We start from the raw sequence: 17,832 nt of genomic DNA, 5'->3' as shown, positions 1-17,832 counted from the left end.
TCCCAACAGAAATCAGCAACAACCATTCAGGTGGACGCAAGCTATGTCCGAGCCGGATCGTATCGTTCGTCTCAAAACAGTCCTCGCCAGGACCGGCCTGTCCCGCTCGACAATCTATCGCAAGATCGCCGACGGCACGTTCCCGGCTCAACTGAGGATCAGCACCAATGGCGCCGGGTGGCATGAATCCGAGATCAACCGCTGGGTTGAGGATCCCATTCGATGGGGGTCGAAGGCTGAGGTGAAGAGGTCCGATTGAACGGGTAGGTGCAACAACCTGGGGGCTTCCTTGCCGGTTCTGCAAATTGTCAATTTGCACTAGCGCGGTCACACGCTCCCATCGCTCAACCTGTTACTTCCGATAGCTTCTTGATGGCTGACGGAGCGCTAAAACCGAGAATCTCGGCGAGGTTTATAAACTCCACGACATCAACACGTCTCTGTCCGCTTTCTAGTCGAGCTACGAACGATTGGTATTGGCCGAGCCTGGTTGCCAACTCAACTTGCGTAAGGCCTGCCGCTTCACGGTTTTTGATCAGCAGCGCGATCAAAGCTTTGTGCCGATTCGTACCGAGTGTATCGACCACTTATCACCTCATCTGAACTCAGATGGGGGCTTCCTTTATATCTGATTTTCAGTTATCTTAAATTCAGATATTTAGCTGAGGCCGCCAAAGCGTTTGGCTGTATCACCAACCATGCAAAGCTGTTTGGAGCTCGGATCATGGATGATTCCGACGATAGCATGAATTTGTTTTTCATCACCCGGCGGCGCTTGCTGACGGGAACGGCCACGGGCGCGGCGGCATGGCCCTTCCAGGCAAAATCGCTGGCTGGCGAACTGACGGACGGCAGCGCGGCTGATCCTGCTCTTCGTCTGTGTGGGAGCTGGCAAAGAATCCATGATGAGACACTGGCGCTGTGCCGCGAACAGCAGCGGTTGGAGACACACCTCGCCAGGATAGTTGGCTTTCCCTGCGCCAAGGTGCGGCTTGCCGATGGTACGGACGTGACGCTCCATTCCATCGAGAGCCTGAACGATGCCCACTCTCCTGAAAATGAAGTCGAATGGGGCAGGGCGCTTGCGGATTTCGTGGCACACCAGGCGCGCTGGGACGCTGCTGATGCTGAGATCGGCTATTCGAGAACAGACGAACTGATCCGGCAATCGGAAACAGTCGAAGGGGCACTTCTGGATGATCTACCGCAGACAGCGGCCACGTCCATCGAAGGCATTTTGGCCAAGCTCAAGGTCATCCTGCGTGACGGTGAGCACTGGGAACATCCAGACGATTTTCCCTGGCCGCACATCCGATCGGTACTGAATGACCTCGTCCGTCTTCACCGTTTAGACGTTGCGACGAACCCAAGCTCAGAAAAGCAGCAAAACTCACAGAGCAGGTGAAGCCTTGATGAAAATCTTGGATCGTTTTCAAAGCGGTGTGGCACCTAACGGTGAGGTCGGTCCCCATCCGGCCGACCGTCACGTCGGCAGGCAGATCGCGACTCTGCGAGTCCAGTCGGACGTCTCGCAGGCGCAACTGGCCCGTGCGATCCGCATCAGCTTTCAACAGCTCCAGAAATACGAAAGCGCGCGCAACCGCGTCAGCGCTTCCACGCTCTACGAAATCGCCCGCTCGCTGGATGTTCCTGTCAGCCGCTTCTTCGATGGTCTGCCGGGCAATGGCGAGGCAACCGCTCCGCTCCTGACCGTAGACGAACGCCTGGGATTCATCGCCAGCGCGGAAGGCAGACGCTTGATCGAAAGGCTGATGCGACTCCCCCCGCGTGTGCGCAACCGCGTGTCGTCTCTGCTCTTTGAATTGGGAAAGGAAATCGATCCTGTGCAATGCCCAGACGAGTATTAGAAACGAGGTTGAGGAGGTCGTGAGGGCCCGCGCCACTTGTTGCCTACAACCTCGGAAAGACGGCGGTGGGTGTAGTCAGGCGATCCCGCCAGACATGCCTGAGAGCTTCTCCAGAGCCGCCCGGAATAGCTTGCGGCTTGAGGTTGGGACTTACGGATTTCCGAAAAGCACGCCTTGCTATCCAATTCTGCGACTAATCAATTTGATGGCTTTTCTCATCTCCTGCATGCGCGCATCTGGGAGACATGGACCAAGATCATGATCTCGGCAGGATCGAACCAAGCCGCGCATTCTTATTTTCAGCAGAAGCCCAGCCGATCCGTAGCGAGCGCTACTCGCAATGGTTGTGAGGCACCAAAAAAGGGCCTTGTTCCGAGCGCCTGATAGAGCGATTCTGCGCCTTGCAAAAGCACTTGCGCGCCAAGCGGCTCGCGAAGACCACGAGCGTGAACAGGCCGAGAAAACTTATCATGACTCGAACCGCGATCTACGCACGCTTCTCAACCGACCTCCAAAATGAGCGATCAATCGACGATCAACTCGCTTTGTGCCGAGCATATGCAGAACGTGAGGGGTTGAACGTTGTCGCAACGTTTGACGACCGAGCACGCTCCGGTGGCTCCGTCCTGGGCCGTGACGGATTACTTCAGCTCATGGACAAAGCGCGTGAGCACGAATTCGACGTGCTCGTCGTAGAGGCACTTGATCGGCTTTCGCGCGACATGGAAGACCTTGCGGGCATTCACAAACGCCTTTCATTTCTCGGCATCGAAATTCGTGCCGTTCACGAAGGCGTGGTGAACACGGTCTTGGTCGGCCTGCGCGGTCTCGTTGGCCAGCTATACCGAGAGGACATCGCTCACAAAGTCCGCAGGGGCCAAGCCGGCCGAGTCAACAAAGGGCTTCACGCCGGCGGTCTGACCTATGGCTATTCGTACGTGCTAGGCGATCCCGGGAAGCGGATGATCGCAGAGGATGAAGCGGAAATCGTGCGTCGTGTCTTTCGAGAGTATGTCGCAGGGCAAACCCCGCGCGATATCGCTCACGATCTAAACACAGACCGCATACCGCCGCCTCGCGGTCGTGCCTGGAATGCCTCCACCATCAATGGAAATGTGCAGAGAGGGACGGGGCTGCTTCACAATGAGCTTTATGCTGGCCGCCTGATCTGGAACAGGGTCAGAATGATCAAGGATCCTGACACGGGGAAACGTGTCTCGCGCCCAAATCCCAAGGGTGACTGGCGAGTAGTCGCAGTGCCCGACCTCGCTATTGTTCCGTCCGACCTGTTCGACGCAGCACAAGCACGCAAGAAGGCGCGTGCAGCCACTCATCCAAGCCACCAGCGCCGACCACGGCACATGTTGACGGGGCTCCTGAGGTGTGGTGCCTGTGGTGCGGGAATGTCGTCGAAAGGCGTGGACAAGTCCAAGCGCATTCGCATCCGCTGTTCCGCCGCGACTGAAAGCGGAACATGCGCCGATCCCAAGACCTTCTATTTGGATACGGTCGAAGCTGCAGTTCTGAACGGCCTTTCCGCCGAGTTGCGCCATCCCGAAGTGATTGCCCAGTACGTCCAGACCTACCACGAAGAACGGAAGCGCTTGGCAGCCGACACCGATGCCAGGCGCAGCCGTTTGGAGCGACGGCTTGAAGAACTAACTCGGGAGATCGAGCGCCTGGTCAACGCCATTGCCAAGGGCTATGGCGACCCAGCCGTGCTGGGACCGCAATCAACAACGCTGAATGAAGAGCGTAAGGGCATTCTAGCCGAGTTGGATCGGGTGCCCGCCGCTACGGGAGTGATCGCGCTGCACCCTGCGGTGCTCGCTCGCTACGAGGAACAACTAAACCAACTTCGGACCGGGCTTGCTAAGGGCATTGCTTTTGGCGATTCCGAATGTGCAGAGGCAATGCGCGACTTGGTCGAAACCGTCACGGTGTTTCGAGATCCATCGAGGATCGGCGGCGTCGAAGTCGAAATCGCTGGGCGGTTAACGGCACTCTTGGGCGAGGGTGCCTTCCCCCACGGCGTCAAACGAGCGGGGGGAATGGTGGTAGCGGGAGAGGGACTTGAACCCCCGACCCCAGGATTATGATTCCCGTGCTCTAACCAACTGAGCTACCCCGCCAGGGCGGCGAAAGGCCCGAAATCCGCCTTAAATCGAAAGGCATTTCGAGGCGTTCGCCAAGGTCGCGCGGATATAAGGTTGGGAGGGCGAGCCTGTCAAGCATCGATGCGCGAGGGGCGCCGGCATATTGTCGCCGGTAAAAGCTTTGCCGGGCTGGCATCTCCGGTAAGCCACCGGGGTTGAGTTCGACGGGGCACGCCGCTATGTCTCGGCCAAGAAATTAGAGTTTGAAGCTGATGAAGCCGCGCATTGCAGTCCTCGGTTGCGGATACTGGGGCAGCAACCACATCCGCACCCTCAAGGCGCTCGGCGCGCTACATGCGGTTTCCGATGCCAATCGGGCGCGGGCCGAAGGCTTTGCCAGCGAGCAGGACTGCCTGGCGATCGAGCCCGACCAGCTGTTCGTGCGTGATGATATCGACGCCATCGTCATGGCGCTGCCGCCGCAATTCCATGCCGATCTTGCCGTGCGCGCCGCTGAGGCCGGCAAGGACGTGCTGGTGGAAAAGCCGATTGCGTTGACCGTGCCCGACGCCGAGCGCGCCGTGCAGGCGGCCAGGGACAACGGCCGCGTGTTCATGGTCGGCCATGTCTTGCGATTCCATCCCGCCTTCGAGACGCTGAAGGCGCTGATCGACAATGGCGAGCTCGGCGAGGTTCGCTACATCCACTCGCACCGGCTCGGCCTCGGCAAATTCCACACCGAGAACGACGCACTGTGGGATCTGGCGCCGCACGATCTGTCGATGATCCTGGCCATCACCGGCACCGAGCCGATCGACGTCAGGGGCGAGGGGGCCGCACTCCTCGACAATCTCAGCGATTTCGCGCATCTGCACATGCGTTTTCCCAATGGCTTGCGCAGCCATCTCTTCACCTCGCGGCTCAATCCCTATCGCGAGCGGCGGCTGACCGTGGTCGGCACCAAGGCAATGGCGGTGTTCGACGATGTCGAGCCATGGGAGCGCAAGCTGGCCGTCTACCGCCACGCGGTGTGGCAGGACAGCGGCCAGTGGGCCTTCACCACCAACGAGCCGTCCTATGTCGCGGTCGGCCAGGGCATGCCGCTGACGCGCGAGCTCGAGCACTTCATCCAGTGTATCGAGACGCGGGCCGAGCCGCGCACCAGCGGCGAGGAAGCCATCAGGGTGCTCCGCATCCTGACGGCGGGTACAGTCACGCACACAAAGTCCTGAGACCGTTTCGAAACTCTGCCCTTAAGGCAGATCGAAACTAAAACTGTCTCCGAGAGGGGTAGTGTTTACTCTGCGGGAATCTGCGCCGGCCTGGCTGCGAGCCGGCTGAGCATGGCTTCGGCCTCGGCGCCGCGCTCGGAGCGCTCGATGAAGCCGCCGCCGAAGACGCGGGCTTCGTTGCCGTCGTCGGAATAGAGCACGCAGGCCTGTCCGGGCGCGATGCCGGACTCGCCGTCGACCAGTTCGACAAAGGTGCTGCCGGCGCGGTGATGCAGCACGGCCGGGCGCGGCGGCCGCGTCGAGCGGACCTTGGCGAACAGCTCCATGCCGGCGGCCGGAATGTCGGACAGCGCGCGATCGCCCAGCCAGTTCATGTTGCGCAGATAGATCTTGTGGGTCTCCAGCGCCTCGCGCGGGCCGACGATGACACGGGCCCGGTCGGCGTCGAGATGGACGACGTAAAGCGGCTCGCCCGAGGCGATGCCGATGCCGCGGCGCTGGCCGATCGTATAGCGCAGGATGCCGTCATGGCGACCGAGCACGCGGCCGTCGATATGGACGATGTCGCCTGGGTTGGCGGCAGCTGGCTTCAGCTTGGCGATGATGTCGGAATATTTGCCCTGCGGCACGAAGCAGATGTCCTGACTGTCCTGCTTGGCGGCAACGGTCAGCCCCATTTCTTCGGCGATGGCCCGCACCGCAGGCTTGGACAGCCCACCCAGCGGAAAGCGCAGATAGTCGATCTGCGCCTGCGTGGTGGCAAACAGGAAATAGCTCTGGTCGCGGTCGGCATCGACGGGCCGGAACAGCGCGCGGTGGGCGCCATTGGCCCCGGAGCGGATATAGTGGCCGGTGGCGAGCGCATCGGCGCCAAGGTCCTTGGCGGTGGCCAAAAGGTCGGCGAACTTCACCGTCTGATTGCAAGAGACGCACGGAATGGGCGTTTCGCCGGCGACGTAGCTTTCGGCAAACGGGTCGATGACCGCCTTACGGAAGCGCTCCTCATAGTCGAGCACGTAATGCGGAATGCCCAGTGTCTCGGAAACGCGGCGGGCATCGTCAATGTCCTGGCCGGCGCAGCACGACCCGGCCCGGTGCGTTGCGGCGCCATGGTCGTAGAGCTGCAGCGTGACGCCGACGACATCATAGCCTTCGCGCTTCAAAAGGCCGGCAACGACAGACGAATCCACACCGCCCGACATGGCGACGACGATGCGGGTGTTTTGCGGGCTGGCGGGAAGGTCGAGGCTGTTCATGGTTCTTTCGTTCTGCGCGGCGCTTCAATGGCAGTGGCGCGAATATAGGTCAACCACACCAGCGGCGCCAGCTTTGCGGCGGTGCCGATTTTGCGGGAAAATTGCGCGCCTGCCCGCCGTTGCCTCAAATGCCGACGAAAAGACTAACGCGGCGTTCATGATCCTTACCTACTCATTAGGGTTCGCTTAGGCAATTTTTAAAGCTGTGGCGGTAATGTGGTGGGGATTGGGTCTTTGAGTTTTTAGTAGAGAGTACGATGACCGATCTTGTTAGACCGCGAGTCAAATATGTTATTGGGCCTGACGGCAGCCCTCTTACGATTGCCGATCTTCCGCCGACGAATACACGTCGCTGGGTTATCCGGCGCAAGGCGGAAGTGGTTGCTGCGGTGCGCGGCGGGCTTTTGAGCCTCGACGAGGCATGCCAGCGCTACAAGCTGACCACCGAGGAATTCCTGTCCTGGCAAGCGTCGATCGACGAATACGGCCTTGCCGGGCTGCGCACGACGCGCATCCAGCAATACCGGCACTAGAGCCAGGACCACAACAGAAAAGGGCGCGGTAACCGCGCCCTTTTGCCTGTCGGTAATGCCTGCTTCAGACCGTCAGCACCACCTTGCCGATCGGCCTAGTGGCGAGAAAAGCGTGCGCGGCGCCCGCCTGTTCGAGCGGAAACGCCTTTGCCACATGGACCGCAAGCTTTCCCTCATCGACCAGTTTGCCAAGTTCGACGAGGCCTTCACGGTCGGGCACGACGGACATGCGCTCGACGCGGATCCCACGCGCAGCAGCCTTGGCTCGGGTGGTGTCGTGGATATTGAGCAGCGACACCAGGGCGCCACCGTCCTTCAGGACTGTCAGCGATTGGTCGGCATGGTCGCCGCCCATCGGCTCCAGCACCAAGTCGACGTCGCTGACCTCGGCGGTGAAATCTCGCTTGGTGTAGTCGACCACTTCATCGGCGCCGAGCGAGCGGACGAAATCGAGTTTCTTCGGGCTGGCGGTGGCGATGACATAAGCGCCGTGCGCCTTGGCGATCTGCACCGCCAGATGCCCGACGCCGCCGGCCGCAGCATGGATCAACACGCGCTGGCCGCGCTTCAGGCCGCCATGGCGGACAAGGCCTTGCCAGGCGGTCAGACCGGCCAGCGGCAGCGCGCCGGCATGATTGTGGTCAATGCCTTGCGGCTTCGGTGCGATTTCATCGGCCGGGGCCACAGCGAGCTCCGCATAGGCCGCGGCCTGCTTGGGAAAACGCGGCATGCCGAACACGGCGTCACCGACCCTGAGGCCGCCATCGACGCCTGGGCCTACCGCCTCGACCGTACCTGAAATATCCCAGCCCAAAGTGAAGGGCGGTTCGCCCAGCAATGGATAGTAGCCGGCGCGCACCGAGCCATCGACCGGATTGATGCCGGCAGCATGCACGCGCACGAGCACTTCGCCGGACTTGGGCGAGGGCGCGGGGCGATCGGCGATGACGAGGACGTCGGGTCCGCCGACTGAATTCTGGACAACGGCACGCATGGGAGGCTCCTGCTGGGGTTTCTGTGCCACTATCATTTGGATAGTAATATTCCCTTGTCCAGTATGTACCTTTTCCATATATAGGCACCTCATGGATAGTGATAATGATTGCGGCTCCGGCTATGACGCCTTCCAGCGGACGTGTCCTTCGCACGCCGTGCTCGAGATGCTGGCCAGCAAATGGGTCTATCTGACGGTTTGTGCGCTGCGCCGTGGCCAGATGCGCAACGGCGAACTGGCGCGTAAGCTCGAAGGCATCACGCCTAAAATGCTGACGCAGACGCTGCGCGTCCTCGAGCGCGACGGGCTTGTGCGGCGCGAAATCTTTCCGGTGATCCCGCCGCGGGTCGAATATGAATTGACCGAACTTGGCCAGAACCTGGCGGGGCTGCTCACCCAGATACGCTCCTGGTCGGAAGAGCATGTGCCTGACATCAAGCAAGCGCGGGCGAGGGCGGCGGCGAACCTGGAAAGGGATTTGGCACGGGCCTGAAGCTGCGGCCGCCTTACGGGCCGGATCAGCAGCGCCGGAGCCTTTTGGCGCGCTACACGCAAAGCAAAGCGCGGCGTCAGGCGGCGCCGGTCGGGTTAAAACCCTGCCGTCAGCCGATCATGGCGCTGCGACCGCCGAGTTCCGCGTCGCGGATCTTGGTGTCGCGCGATTCCAGCATCTCGGCCTTGGAAAGCTCCGCTTCAGCTTCGCCGAGTAATGATTCGGCAGCACTTCGCTGCTGGGCGAGGTCGCTTTGAGAGTTTCTGAGGTTATCACGGCGCAGACGCGCCGCCTTGGCGAAGGTCGGATAGGCAAAATGATTGATGTCGGTGATGCCGGCCTTCTTCTCCTCGGCGGTGATCTGAAGCTCCAGTTCAACGGCCATGCGCTCGAACTCGGCGATCATCATGTCGAGCTGCAGCAGCTGCCGCCGCTTCTCATTCACCTGAAATTGCTTCAGCCGAACGAGGTTTTCACGTGACTTCATGATTCGGTACTCCCGGAAACGCACACCTGCACATATCGTCCAATCCGCCCGCCAGGGCCTGGCGTCGCCCGTATCCACCGGCATTCCCCGAACTATGGGAAACAAATCCCTAAAGTTTTTTGCCGGCGGTAACCATTCGTTTACGCGCATTGTTAATCATAAGGGCGAGGACTTAAGGCCGGGTAAAAATTCCGGCTCCCGATACGGAAGCCGGCCAGCGAGTCCCTTGAGTCACTTAGTCCGACTTATTAATGTGTTGCATTAGCGATTTGGTTCTGTGATTTATCATTAGATTCAAGAGGGTGTAGAAAGGGGTTAAAAAATCTGGTACCGTCCTTGGTGCGGAATTAGGTTTTGTTAACCATTCGATGGCAGCCTCTGTTCAGGCAATCACTGCTCCGGTCCCGGATGGGTCGTGACATGGTCCGGCGGCAGAAAAGGGGAATGAAATGCGCGTTCTGCTGATAGAAGACGACAGTGCAACCGCTCAGAGCATCGAGCTGATGCTCAAATCTGAAAGTTTTAATGTTTACACGACCGACCTCGGCGAAGAAGGTGTCGATCTCGGTAAACTTTATGATTACGATATCATTCTTCTCGACCTCAACCTTCCCGATATGTCCGGCTACGAAGTCTTGCGGACACTTCGCCTGTCCAAGGTGAAGACGCCGATCCTGATCCTGTCCGGCATGGCCGGTATAGAGGACAAGGTGCGCGGCCTGGGCTTCGGCGCCGACGACTATATGACCAAGCCGTTCCACAAGGACGAACTGGTCGCCCGCATTCATGCCATCGTGCGCCGTTCCAAGGGCCATGCCCAGTCGGTCATCACCACCGGCGACCTGGTGGTCAATCTCGACGCCAAGACCGTCGAAGTCGGCGGCCAGCGCGTGCATCTGACCGGCAAGGAATACCAGATGCTGGAGTTGCTCTCGCTGCGCAAGGGCACCACGCTGACCAAGGAAATGTTCCTCAACCACCTTTATGGCGGCATGGACGAACCGGAACTGAAGATCATCGACGTCTTCATTTGCAAGCTGCGCAAGAAGCTCGACGCAGCATCCGGTGGGCAGAACTACATCGAGACGGTCTGGGGTCGCGGCTATGTGCTGCGCGAGCCGGAAGACATCCGCGTCAGCGCCTGAGCGAACACCATCCGATTGAATTTAATGAGAAAACCCGGCTCAGGCCGGGTTTTTTGCTGTCCTTCTTGGCCGAGGACGTGCCGAGTCAGGCGGCAACCTTCAAGGTACGAAAACGTTCGAGCAGTTGCGGCCGGTTGAACGGCTTCAACAGATAACCCTGGGCGCCGGCGCGCTTTGCCTTCATGATCGAGGCAACATCGACCTCGACCAGTGAGATCAGAATCTGCGGTTTGATCGTGCTCTCCATGGCGCGAACCTGGCGAATGACGTCGACCGCTTGCATGTCCGGCAGGGCGCCGTCGACGACAATCACATCAGGCATCTCGGCAGCGCACATCTCGACAGCATCAAGTCCAGTTGCCGCTTCGATCACCACCATGTCGGAGCCGCCAAGAATCCGTTTTGCAACCTTTCTGATGACGCTCGAATCGTCGACAAACATGCAGCGCTTCATTTCCGGGTCCTCTTTGCCATGGTGCGAACCGGCGGCATCCGGGTATCGGGATGCACACTAGGCCAATCTGGTAAAGAAGCAGAAAAGCCGTTAGGTAAAGTTTTTACAAACATGTCGTTTGCAGCCCCATTCGGCAGGGGCGTTGCCGGCAATGAAACTTGCTTGTTCTGAATTGCCGCAAATATCAGCGGGAAAAGATACTTGATTGTTCTTGATGCTCGGACGTCCTGCCGAGCGGCTTCGCTCAGGCCGCGGACAGCACGATCTCTTCGGCGGTCGCGTGAATCGAGATCGTCATGTTGGCCTCACGCGCCAGCAGCAGCGTGTAGTAGGGCTGGACGGTATGGGCGTCGATAGGCTCCTCGGGCTTGTTGCCGGAATGGAGCTCGAGGAATTTCGGCGGCACGCGCAGCATCGGGCCGCTTGCGGCAAGCGCAAAGCGCGGCTCGGTGTCGAGGTTTTCCAGCGTGACCACCAATCTGCCACCGCGCGGGATGGCAGCATTGGCGACGAGCAGCAAATTGAGCAGCAGCTTGACCTTGTTCTTGGGCAGCAGGGCGCGAACCCCGTTCCAGATCAATTCCGGCTTCTCGTTCTTCAGGAAGGCGATGGCGACGGACTCGGCATCGCCGGTGTCGATCATCATGCCCGCCGAACCGGCGGCGCCGAAGGCGATGCGGGCGAATTGCAGGCGGGCCGAAGCGTTTCTGGCGCTCTGCCGGATCAGTTTCATGGCGTCTTCGTCGGCGCCGCCCTCGTCCAGGAGTTCAAGGCCGTTGTTGATGGCGCCGACCGGCGAAATGATGTCGTGGCAGACTCGGCTGCACAACAACGCTGCGAGATCGGGTGCGGAGAGAGAGAAAAGCTCAGCCATCGGCGAAAAATCCCTGCTAAAATTCACATCCTGGTGGCCGCGCGGCCGACAGCCACGCTCACCACCCGAATCACGCTCTCTCCCCCCCAGGCATTCTGAATACACAGCGCCCGAGCGTGCAGCAACAATCCACAATTCTTGTGAGAAAAACGGCATCTTTGCACAGGATCGGAGCCCGCGCAGACCGTCAGAAACAGCCTTCGAACCGCCATGTTCATGTGGGAGGTTAATGGTTGAAAAAGGATTACGGCATAGTTTGCCCGTAACAGTCATCCTTAACGGCCGCCTAAAGAGCCGGACGGGTGCGAGGCGTCGGCGAAAGTGCTCCCTGACGGAGATTGGAAGCATGGTTTCCCGATTCTACGACCGGACGTTTGTCCGCGTCTTCTTCATGGCGATTGCCCTCATGGGCGCTCTCGCTTTCTCAACCTCTGCGTCGCGGGCACAGGAATACACCGCTCAGGAGATCGTCGATTCCGGTCACAAGTTCTTCGGCGCGACGTCGGGCGGTCTCGCAACCGTCGTCGAGAAGATTTTTGCCTCCTACGGCCTGCCCAATGGCTATCTGCTCGGCGAAGAGGGATCCGGCGCGCTGATCGGGGGCCTGACCTATGGCGAAGGTACGCTCTACACCAAGAATGCCGGCGACCATAAGGTGTTCTGGCAAGGGCCTTCGCTCGGTTGGGATTTCGGCGGCGAGGGATCGCGGGTGATGATGCTCGTCTATAACCTCGACGACGTCAGCAATCTCTACAATCGGTTCGGCGGCGTTGCCGGTTCGGCCTATGTCGTGGCCGGCGTCGGCTTCAACGTGCTGCAGAACAACAGGGTGCTGCTGGTGCCGATCCGCACCGGCGTCGGCGCGCGGCTTGGCGTCAATCTCGGCTATCTGAAGCTGACGCAGAGGCCGACCTGGAATCCTTTCTGAGCGATTCCGACCACACTTCGACCCGATCAACAGATTCTGACCCGGTGCAGCTGCGGCAAACCCTTGCCGCAGCGCTGGATTTGCGTCATGCGAACATGGCAAAGTCCAGACTTGGCGGTTGCCGGATAGCGGCCCGCCCGTAACGGGTAGTCACCTTGGTTCAGTCGATCCTGTTCTTCGCCCTCGGCTTTCTGTGCGCAGGCTTTCTGGCGCTGCTGGTCGCGCCGGCCATCTGGCGGCGGGCGGTCGCGCTGACACGCAAGCGTGTCGAGGCGTCGGTGCCGCGAACGCTGGCCGAGATCCAGGCCGACAAGGACAGCTTGCGGGCCGAGTTCGCCATGACGACGCGCCGGCTCGAAATCAGCATCAAGACGCTGCGTGAGCAGGCGAATGAGCAACTCGTCGAAATCAATCGCGGCCGCGAGGCGCTGAAGGGCCTGGCGGTCGAGCGCAAGGACAAGAAGCAGGCGCTTTCGGAGCTCGGGGAAAAAAACGAATTGCTGCTGCATCGCGAGCAGCAGATACAACAGCTGTCGGACAGGCTTGCACAAACAGAGCGCATGATGGAAAAGCGCGCGCTCGAGCTGGAAAAGCTCGAACATATGTACGACGACGCGTCCTTCTCCTCCAGCAATCGTCAGATCGAACTGGTGGCTCGCGAATCCGAGCTGGAAAAACTTGCCAACGACATTTCAGTGCTGCGCGGCCAGCGGAAGGAGGCCGACAAGCGCCATCAGGAAGTCGTCGCCGAAGGCAAGGCCACGCGCGATGCCTTGAAGGCCGAAAAGAAAAGAACCGCCGACCTCGACAGAAAGCTCGAGCGCCTGCTCGCCACGCTGGCCGATCGCGAGGACAAGCTCGATCGCCGCGAAAAGGAACTGGCCCGGCTTCGCGAGCGGGTGAAGGGCGAGGCTACAGGAGGCGCCGTGGCTGCTGGCCTGGTTGGTGCGCAAGACAGTGCCCGCGCCAGGAACGAGGACATCGACAAGACGCTCGCCAAGCTCGAAGGCGACCGAGAGCGGCTCGAAGCCAGGCTGACGACGCTGGCCCGCGAAAACAAGCGGATGAAGGCGGAGCTTGGCGGTTCTGGATCCGCGAAGCCCGGGAATGGCCCCGGCAATGGCAATGATGCCGGTTCTGCCTTGCGCGAACAGATGAACAATCTGGCGGCTGAGGTCGTCCATTTGACGGCCAAGCTCGAAGGACCCGATTCACCGATCGCCAAGGCGCTGGCGGCGCCGCAGGAAACGCGGTCAGGAACCACCAGCCTGGCCGATCGCGTGCGGGCGTTGCAGAAGGCAGATTTGCCGAGCTGAGTTTCAAGCCCCGGCTTGGAATTGCCTGACTACGCCTATCAGGGCGAAAAATGGTGCAGCGCAATGGCTGACGCGGCAGCAACATTCAGGCTGTCGAACCCTTCCGACATCGCGATCCGCACCGTCCGCAGGCGGGCAAGCAGGCTCTCCGGGAGGCCCTCGCCTTCGGTGCCGAGATAGAGCGCCAGTCGTTTCGGTCGCGCGGCATCACGAATGTCAGCCTCACCACGCGGCGACAAAGCGACCTGGCCGAAGCCCAACTCGCCGAGCTTCGCGATGAAAGCTTCAGTGTCGCCGAAGGACGCAAAGGGCACCTTCAACGCGGCGCCGACGGAGACGCGGATCGCCTTGCGATACAGTGGGTCGCAACAGGTGGCGTCGACGAAGACGGCATCGGCGCCGAAGGCGGCGGCATTGCGGAAGATCGATCCGATATTGTCATGGTTGGCGATGCCGATGAGAACGACGATCAACGCTTCGGCAGGCAAGGTGTCGAGCAAGGCCTCGGCGGGCTGTGGCGTGCCCTTGCTGCCGATCGCCAATATACCGCGATGCATGTGGAAGCCGGCGATCCTGTCCATGACGGCGCTTGCCGCAACGTAGACCGGCAGGTCGGCAGGGGCCTTGCGCAGGATGTCGTCGAGCCCGGCCAGCCGGTTTTCGAGGACCAGGACCGACTCCGCAGCAAAGCGTCCGGCTGACAGCAGGACGTCCAGCACCACCTTGCCTTCGGCAACGAACCGGCCATGGCGGCCGGTGAGATCGCGCTCGCGGATGTCGAGATAGGCGGCGACCCGCGGATCGCGCGCGTCGTCGATCTGGATCGGATCCATCAATACCTCGGCCGGCGAAAAATCGTCAGCGAGGTAAGGAGCGATCGGAGTCGCCAGTCAAGCCCTGCAGGTCAAGTCCCGGCGCGGCGCAGACGCGTTGCCATCTGGGACAAGTCGCCTATCCCGAAAATGCCGTCCAGCATGCGCAACAGTTCGCGCACCGCTTCGGACTTGCAGGAATAGTAGATCATCTGCCGGTCGCGGCGGGTCTCGACAAGATCGAGCGCCCTGAGCTTGGCCAGATGTTGCGACAAAGCGGACTGGCTGAGCATCACCTTTTCGGCGATGGCGCCGACCGACATTTCACCGTCGGCCAGATAGCTCATGATCAAGAGCCGCTTTTCGTTGCCCATAAGGGTCAGAAATGTCGCCGCCGATTCGGCATTGGCGATTAGTTTGGTCGAGACCATCGATGCCCCATGTTTTCCTGCTCATCCAAACGCTATGGGGGCAAATAGCGTTGGCTGCTATAATTCAGCTATGGATCACGCTGCTGATTCAGCGTCGCCTGAATCGTAGATCATTTCGCCCAAATCTCAAGACGTGCTTTTGATTCATGACGATTATCCTTGCGTAGCTGGCGCACGACCGGCTTTGGCCATGTCGACCAGAACCGGCCGCAGGTCGCGCGCGGTCTTCAATGGCTGCGGAAAATAGACCCTGCAAACGGTGTCGCCCGATGCCAGGTCCATGCCATCGGCATCGAAGCCGGTCATGGTCCAACCATCACCTTCAACCCTGGCGAAATGATGGGCATAGACGGCGATGGCGTCGAGATGGTCGGCATTCATGTGGTCGAGAGCGGATTGTTCGCTGGCGGCCAGCTCGTCGACGATCAACCCCTCGGTGATGAGATCGGCACGGTCGAGCAGGTAGGCCTTGCCGAAGCCGCCATTCAGGCTGGCGCGCTCCGGCTCGAGGCGAAAGATCGAGAAATCGCCGAGCCCGGCATAGAGCTTTGCCTTGGGATTGCGGTTGAGATAGCGCCGCTCGGCGCGGGTATGCGCGCTCGACCCGCGTTCCAGCGGCTGCGCCCGGCAGACCAGCGTTATCCTGGGATGCGCCAGCGGATCGCCCTTGCCGGGTTCGCCGGCAAGCAGCGAGCAGCGCGGCTCGGCAAGGATGGCGCCGGTATGGGCTGACAGCGCCGAGACAAGGATCAGAGGCGTGCCATCGATGTCGGTGGCGACTCCGACCCTGGAGGCCAGCGGTGCGCCGGTCGACGGCTCGATCACCGCGAGGGCGCCGAAACGGGCGCTGCGGATCAGCGTTGCGGCCAGCCTGATCGCCTCGGCGTCCGTCGCGCGAATGACGTCCTTCTTCGGCTGGTCCAAAATGCCCACCAGGTAAGTTGATTTTCTAAATCCAGTTATTGGCCAATCATGCCGGCTTTGACAAGCGCTTTGATCTCGGCTGTCGAAAAGCCGAAGCGCGCCAGCACAGTCTGGGGCAGCTGATCGTCATCTTCAGACATGCCGGCAAGCGCCGGCTGCGAGGCCGAGAAGCGTGGCGCGGGCGCGGGGCGCTCGAGCGCACCGGCCTTCACAAATGCGTGACGCGCCCGGTTGTGCGGATGATCCCTGGCTTCGGCCAGCGACAGAACCGGCGCCACGCAGGCATCGCTTGCGGCAAACAGCGCGTCCCAGTCGTCGCGTGTCTTCTGCCGGAACCGGTCGGCAATGGCCGCGCGCATGTCCGGCCACAACGCCTTGTCGTATTGGCCGCGGACAAAATCCTCGCCGAGCGGCAGCAGCTTTGCGAATGCGGCGAAGAAGCACGGCTCAAGGCAGCCGACCGCAACGTGGCGTGCGTCCGCCGTCTCATAGGTGTCGTAGAAGGGCGCACCGGAATCGAGCAGGTTGGCGCCGCGCCGGTCGCTCCACAGACCTGCCGACATGAAGGCGTGTATGGGGGCCGCCAGCATCGAAGCGCCCTCGACCATCGCCGCGTCGATCACCTGGCCTTTGCCGGAGCGCGAGCGCTCGAACAGCGCTGCAAGCACCCCGGCGATCAGCATCATGGCGCCGCCGCCATTGTCGGCGATCAGATTCAGCGGCGGCACCGGCCGACCTTCCTCCCGGCCGATGGCATGCAACACACCCGAATAGGCGAGGTAGGTGATGTCGTGGCCGGCACGACCTGCGAGCGGCCCGTCCTGGCCGAAGCCGGTCATGCGGCCGTAAATCAGCGCCGGATTGCGCGCCAATGCAGCATCCGGGCCGAGACCAAGCCGCTCCATCACACCGGGGCGAAAGCCTTCGACAAACAGATCGGCCTTTTCGGCAAGGCGCAGCAGCAGTTCCGTTCCTTTGGCCTGCTTGAGGTCGACGCGCAGGATGGAGCGGCCGTGACGGTCGAGATTGTACGCATCGGAGAGCGGCAGCAGGGGTTGGTCCGAACCGGTGCGCTCGATGCGCAGCACCTCGGCGCCCCATCTCCGACAGCATCAGCCCGGCCAGAGGCACCGGGCCGAGCCCAGCCATCTCGATGACTTTCAGGCCGGCCAGCGGACCGGTCTTCACTGCGCCGGCCGCCATGGCCGTCTATTTCGGCGCCATGCGGATTGCCCCATCGAGGCGGATGGTTTCGCCGTTCAGCATCTGGTTTTCGACGATATGCAGGGCGAGCGCGGCATATTCGGACGGCTCGCCGAGGCGGGACGGGAAGGGCACGGCCGCGCCGAGCGAATCCTGCACCTCCTGCGGCATGCCGGCCATCATTGGCGTCTTGAAGATGCCGGGCGCGATGGTGCAGACGCGAATGCCGGAGCGCGCCAGGTCGCGGGCAACCGGCAGCGTCATGCCGACGACGCCGCCCTTGGATGCGGCATAGGCGGCCTGGCCGATCTGGCCATCATAGGCGGCCACCGACGCGGTGTTGACGATGACGCCGCGCTCGCCGCCCTGCAGCGGTTCGAGTTTGGCGGCACGGTCGGCGACGAGGCGGATCATGTTGAAGGTGCCGATCAAATTGATCTCGATCACCTTGCGGTACTGGTCGAGCGGATGTGGACCATCCTTGCCGATCGTCTTCACGCCGATGGCAATGCCCGCGCAATTGACCAGGATGCGCGCTGGCCCAAGTCTCTTTTCCACCTCGGCGACCGCGGCCGCACCGCTGTCGGCGCTGCTCACATCGCACTGGATGGCGGCGCCGCCAATGTCGCCCGCCACCTTCGATGCCCGGTCGATGCCGATATCGAAAATGGCGACGCGCGCGCCCTTGTCGGCCAGCGCGCGGGCGGTTGCCTCGCCGAGGCCGGAGCCGCCGCCGGTTACGATCGCAATCTGGCCGTTCGGGTTCATGCTGCATGCTCCGTGCTG

21 protein-coding genes and 1 tRNA gene are annotated in these 17,832 nt (G+C 61.2%); 10 read left to right on the top strand and 12 right to left on the bottom strand.

Annotation, left to right across the window (positions count from 1 at the left end):
* Positions 1 to 43 precede the first annotated feature (43 nt).
* Positions 44 to 259: a helix-turn-helix transcriptional regulator gene (locus ACYG9V_RS28140; protein WP_023669907.1), complete on the top strand. Its 216-nt coding sequence runs from the start codon at positions 44 to 46 to the stop codon at positions 257 to 259.
* Positions 260 to 344: 85 nt separating this feature from the next.
* On the opposite strand, the gene ACYG9V_RS28135 is transcribed toward ACYG9V_RS28140, so the two are convergent.
* On the bottom strand, positions 345 to 587 hold the full coding sequence (locus ACYG9V_RS28135) for a helix-turn-helix domain-containing protein (RefSeq protein ID WP_023699715.1): 243 nt from the start codon (positions 585 to 587) through the stop codon (positions 345 to 347).
* Positions 588 to 724: 137 nt separating this feature from the next.
* Here ACYG9V_RS28135 and ACYG9V_RS28130 point away from each other — a divergent pair, with 137 nt between their 5' ends.
* The 3 genes from ACYG9V_RS28130 (at position 725) to ACYG9V_RS28120 (ending at position 3,967) form a co-directional block, all read left to right on the top strand.
* Entirely contained in the window at positions 725 to 1,405 is a 681-nt protein-coding gene (locus ACYG9V_RS28130) for a hypothetical protein (RefSeq protein ID WP_023669908.1), read from the top strand.
* Positions 1,406 to 1,412: 7 nt separating this feature from the next.
* Positions 1,413 to 1,868: a helix-turn-helix domain-containing protein gene (locus ACYG9V_RS28125; RefSeq protein ID WP_023686247.1), complete on the top strand. Its 456-nt coding sequence runs from the start codon at positions 1,413 to 1,415 to the stop codon at positions 1,866 to 1,868.
* 470 nt (positions 1,869 to 2,338) lie between these two features.
* Positions 2,339 to 3,967, top strand: a complete 1,629-nt coding sequence (locus tag ACYG9V_RS28120; RefSeq protein ID WP_031201392.1) for a recombinase family protein — start codon at positions 2,339 to 2,341, stop codon at positions 3,965 to 3,967.
* On the opposite strand, the gene ACYG9V_RS28115 is transcribed toward ACYG9V_RS28120, so the two are convergent.
* Positions 3,924 to 4,000, bottom strand: a tRNA-Met gene (locus ACYG9V_RS28115). The two genes, ACYG9V_RS28120 and ACYG9V_RS28115, sit on opposite strands and share 44 nt — an antisense overlap.
* Before the next feature lie 236 nt (positions 4,001 to 4,236).
* Between ACYG9V_RS28115 and ACYG9V_RS28110 the strand changes: the two genes are divergently transcribed.
* On the top strand, positions 4,237 to 5,196 hold the full coding sequence (locus ACYG9V_RS28110; protein WP_023699712.1) for a Gfo/Idh/MocA family protein: 960 nt from the start codon (positions 4,237 to 4,239) through the stop codon (positions 5,194 to 5,196).
* A gap of 65 nt (positions 5,197 to 5,261) precedes the next feature.
* Here the strand turns inward: ACYG9V_RS28110 and mnmA are convergent, their stop codons facing one another.
* Positions 5,262 to 6,452, bottom strand: a complete 1,191-nt coding sequence (gene mnmA / locus ACYG9V_RS28105) for a tRNA 2-thiouridine(34) synthase MnmA (RefSeq protein ID WP_023683624.1) — start codon at positions 6,450 to 6,452, stop codon at positions 5,262 to 5,264.
* A gap of 257 nt (positions 6,453 to 6,709) precedes the next feature.
* Between mnmA and sciP the strand changes: the two genes are divergently transcribed.
* A complete protein-coding gene (gene sciP / locus ACYG9V_RS28100) occupies positions 6,710 to 6,985 on the top strand; it encodes a CtrA inhibitor SciP (RefSeq protein WP_013529904.1) in 276 nt (91 codons plus the stop codon).
* A gap of 64 nt (positions 6,986 to 7,049) precedes the next feature.
* Here the strand turns inward: sciP and ACYG9V_RS28095 are convergent, their stop codons facing one another.
* Positions 7,050 to 7,979 carry an NADP-dependent oxidoreductase gene (locus ACYG9V_RS28095; RefSeq protein ID WP_023825384.1) on the bottom strand — a complete coding sequence of 310 codons (930 nt, stop codon included), beginning with the start codon at positions 7,977 to 7,979 and terminating at the stop codon, positions 7,050 to 7,052.
* 91 nt (positions 7,980 to 8,070) lie between these two features.
* Here ACYG9V_RS28095 and ACYG9V_RS28090 point away from each other — a divergent pair, with 91 nt between their 5' ends.
* Positions 8,071 to 8,472 carry a winged helix-turn-helix transcriptional regulator gene (locus ACYG9V_RS28090; RefSeq protein ID WP_023699710.1) on the top strand — a complete coding sequence of 134 codons (402 nt, stop codon included), beginning with the start codon at positions 8,071 to 8,073 and terminating at the stop codon, positions 8,470 to 8,472.
* A gap of 109 nt (positions 8,473 to 8,581) precedes the next feature.
* Here the strand turns inward: ACYG9V_RS28090 and ACYG9V_RS28085 are convergent, their stop codons facing one another.
* On the bottom strand, positions 8,582 to 8,959 hold the full coding sequence (locus ACYG9V_RS28085; RefSeq protein ID WP_023669945.1) for a flagellar export protein FliJ: 378 nt from the start codon (positions 8,957 to 8,959) through the stop codon (positions 8,582 to 8,584).
* Positions 8,960 to 9,408: 449 nt separating this feature from the next.
* Between ACYG9V_RS28085 and ctrA the strand changes: the two genes are divergently transcribed.
* Positions 9,409 to 10,104: a response regulator transcription factor CtrA gene (ctrA, locus tag ACYG9V_RS28080; protein WP_006203583.1), complete on the top strand. Its 696-nt coding sequence runs from the start codon at positions 9,409 to 9,411 to the stop codon at positions 10,102 to 10,104.
* An 85-nt stretch (positions 10,105 to 10,189) separates the two neighbouring features.
* On the opposite strand, the gene ACYG9V_RS28075 is transcribed toward ctrA, so the two are convergent.
* Complete coding sequence (locus ACYG9V_RS28075) at positions 10,190 to 10,558, bottom strand: response regulator transcription factor (RefSeq protein WP_023669946.1); 369 nt, start codon at positions 10,556 to 10,558, stop codon at positions 10,190 to 10,192.
* A 244-nt stretch (positions 10,559 to 10,802) separates the two neighbouring features.
* Complete coding sequence (chpT, locus tag ACYG9V_RS28070) at positions 10,803 to 11,432, bottom strand: histidine phosphotransferase ChpT (RefSeq protein WP_023669947.1); 630 nt, start codon at positions 11,430 to 11,432, stop codon at positions 10,803 to 10,805.
* Positions 11,433 to 11,823: 391 nt separating this feature from the next.
* Between chpT and ACYG9V_RS28065 the strand changes: the two genes are divergently transcribed.
* Positions 11,824 to 12,360, top strand: a complete 537-nt coding sequence (locus ACYG9V_RS28065; protein WP_245259859.1) for a DUF1134 domain-containing protein — start codon at positions 11,824 to 11,826, stop codon at positions 12,358 to 12,360.
* Between the two features lie 155 nt (positions 12,361 to 12,515).
* Positions 12,516 to 13,676 carry a coiled-coil domain-containing protein gene (locus ACYG9V_RS28060; RefSeq protein ID WP_023669949.1) on the top strand — a complete coding sequence of 387 codons (1,161 nt, stop codon included), beginning with the start codon at positions 12,516 to 12,518 and terminating at the stop codon, positions 13,674 to 13,676.
* 38 nt (positions 13,677 to 13,714) lie between these two features.
* Here ACYG9V_RS28060 and ACYG9V_RS28055 read toward each other — a convergent pair whose 3' ends face one another.
* From ACYG9V_RS28055 to ACYG9V_RS28035, 5 genes are all read right to left on the bottom strand, one after another.
* Positions 13,715 to 14,509, bottom strand: coding sequence for a TrmH family RNA methyltransferase (locus ACYG9V_RS28055; RefSeq protein WP_023683629.1), 795 nt, complete (start codon positions 14,507 to 14,509; stop codon positions 13,715 to 13,717).
* A gap of 71 nt (positions 14,510 to 14,580) precedes the next feature.
* Positions 14,581 to 14,919, bottom strand: coding sequence for an ArsR/SmtB family transcription factor (locus ACYG9V_RS28050; RefSeq protein ID WP_023669951.1), 339 nt, complete (start codon positions 14,917 to 14,919; stop codon positions 14,581 to 14,583).
* A 153-nt stretch (positions 14,920 to 15,072) separates the two neighbouring features.
* Positions 15,073 to 15,843 (bottom strand): HugZ family pyridoxamine 5'-phosphate oxidase, encoded by a 771-nt coding sequence (locus ACYG9V_RS28045; RefSeq protein WP_023699709.1) that lies wholly within the window; start codon positions 15,841 to 15,843, stop codon positions 15,073 to 15,075.
* 35 nt (positions 15,844 to 15,878) lie between these two features.
* Entirely contained in the window at positions 15,879 to 16,931 is a 1,053-nt protein-coding gene (locus ACYG9V_RS28040; protein WP_245271336.1) for a CaiB/BaiF CoA transferase family protein, read from the bottom strand.
* 121 nt (positions 16,932 to 17,052) lie between these two features.
* Complete coding sequence (locus tag ACYG9V_RS28035) at positions 17,053 to 17,814, bottom strand: 3-hydroxyacyl-CoA dehydrogenase (RefSeq protein ID WP_023683632.1); 762 nt, start codon at positions 17,812 to 17,814, stop codon at positions 17,053 to 17,055.
* Positions 17,815 to 17,832 lie beyond the last annotated feature (18 nt).

It is taken from the genome of Mesorhizobium sp. W016 (genome assembly GCF_054719485.1).
Note: the sequence above shows the minus strand (reverse complement) of the source record. Positions and strands in the feature narration are given on the sequence as shown.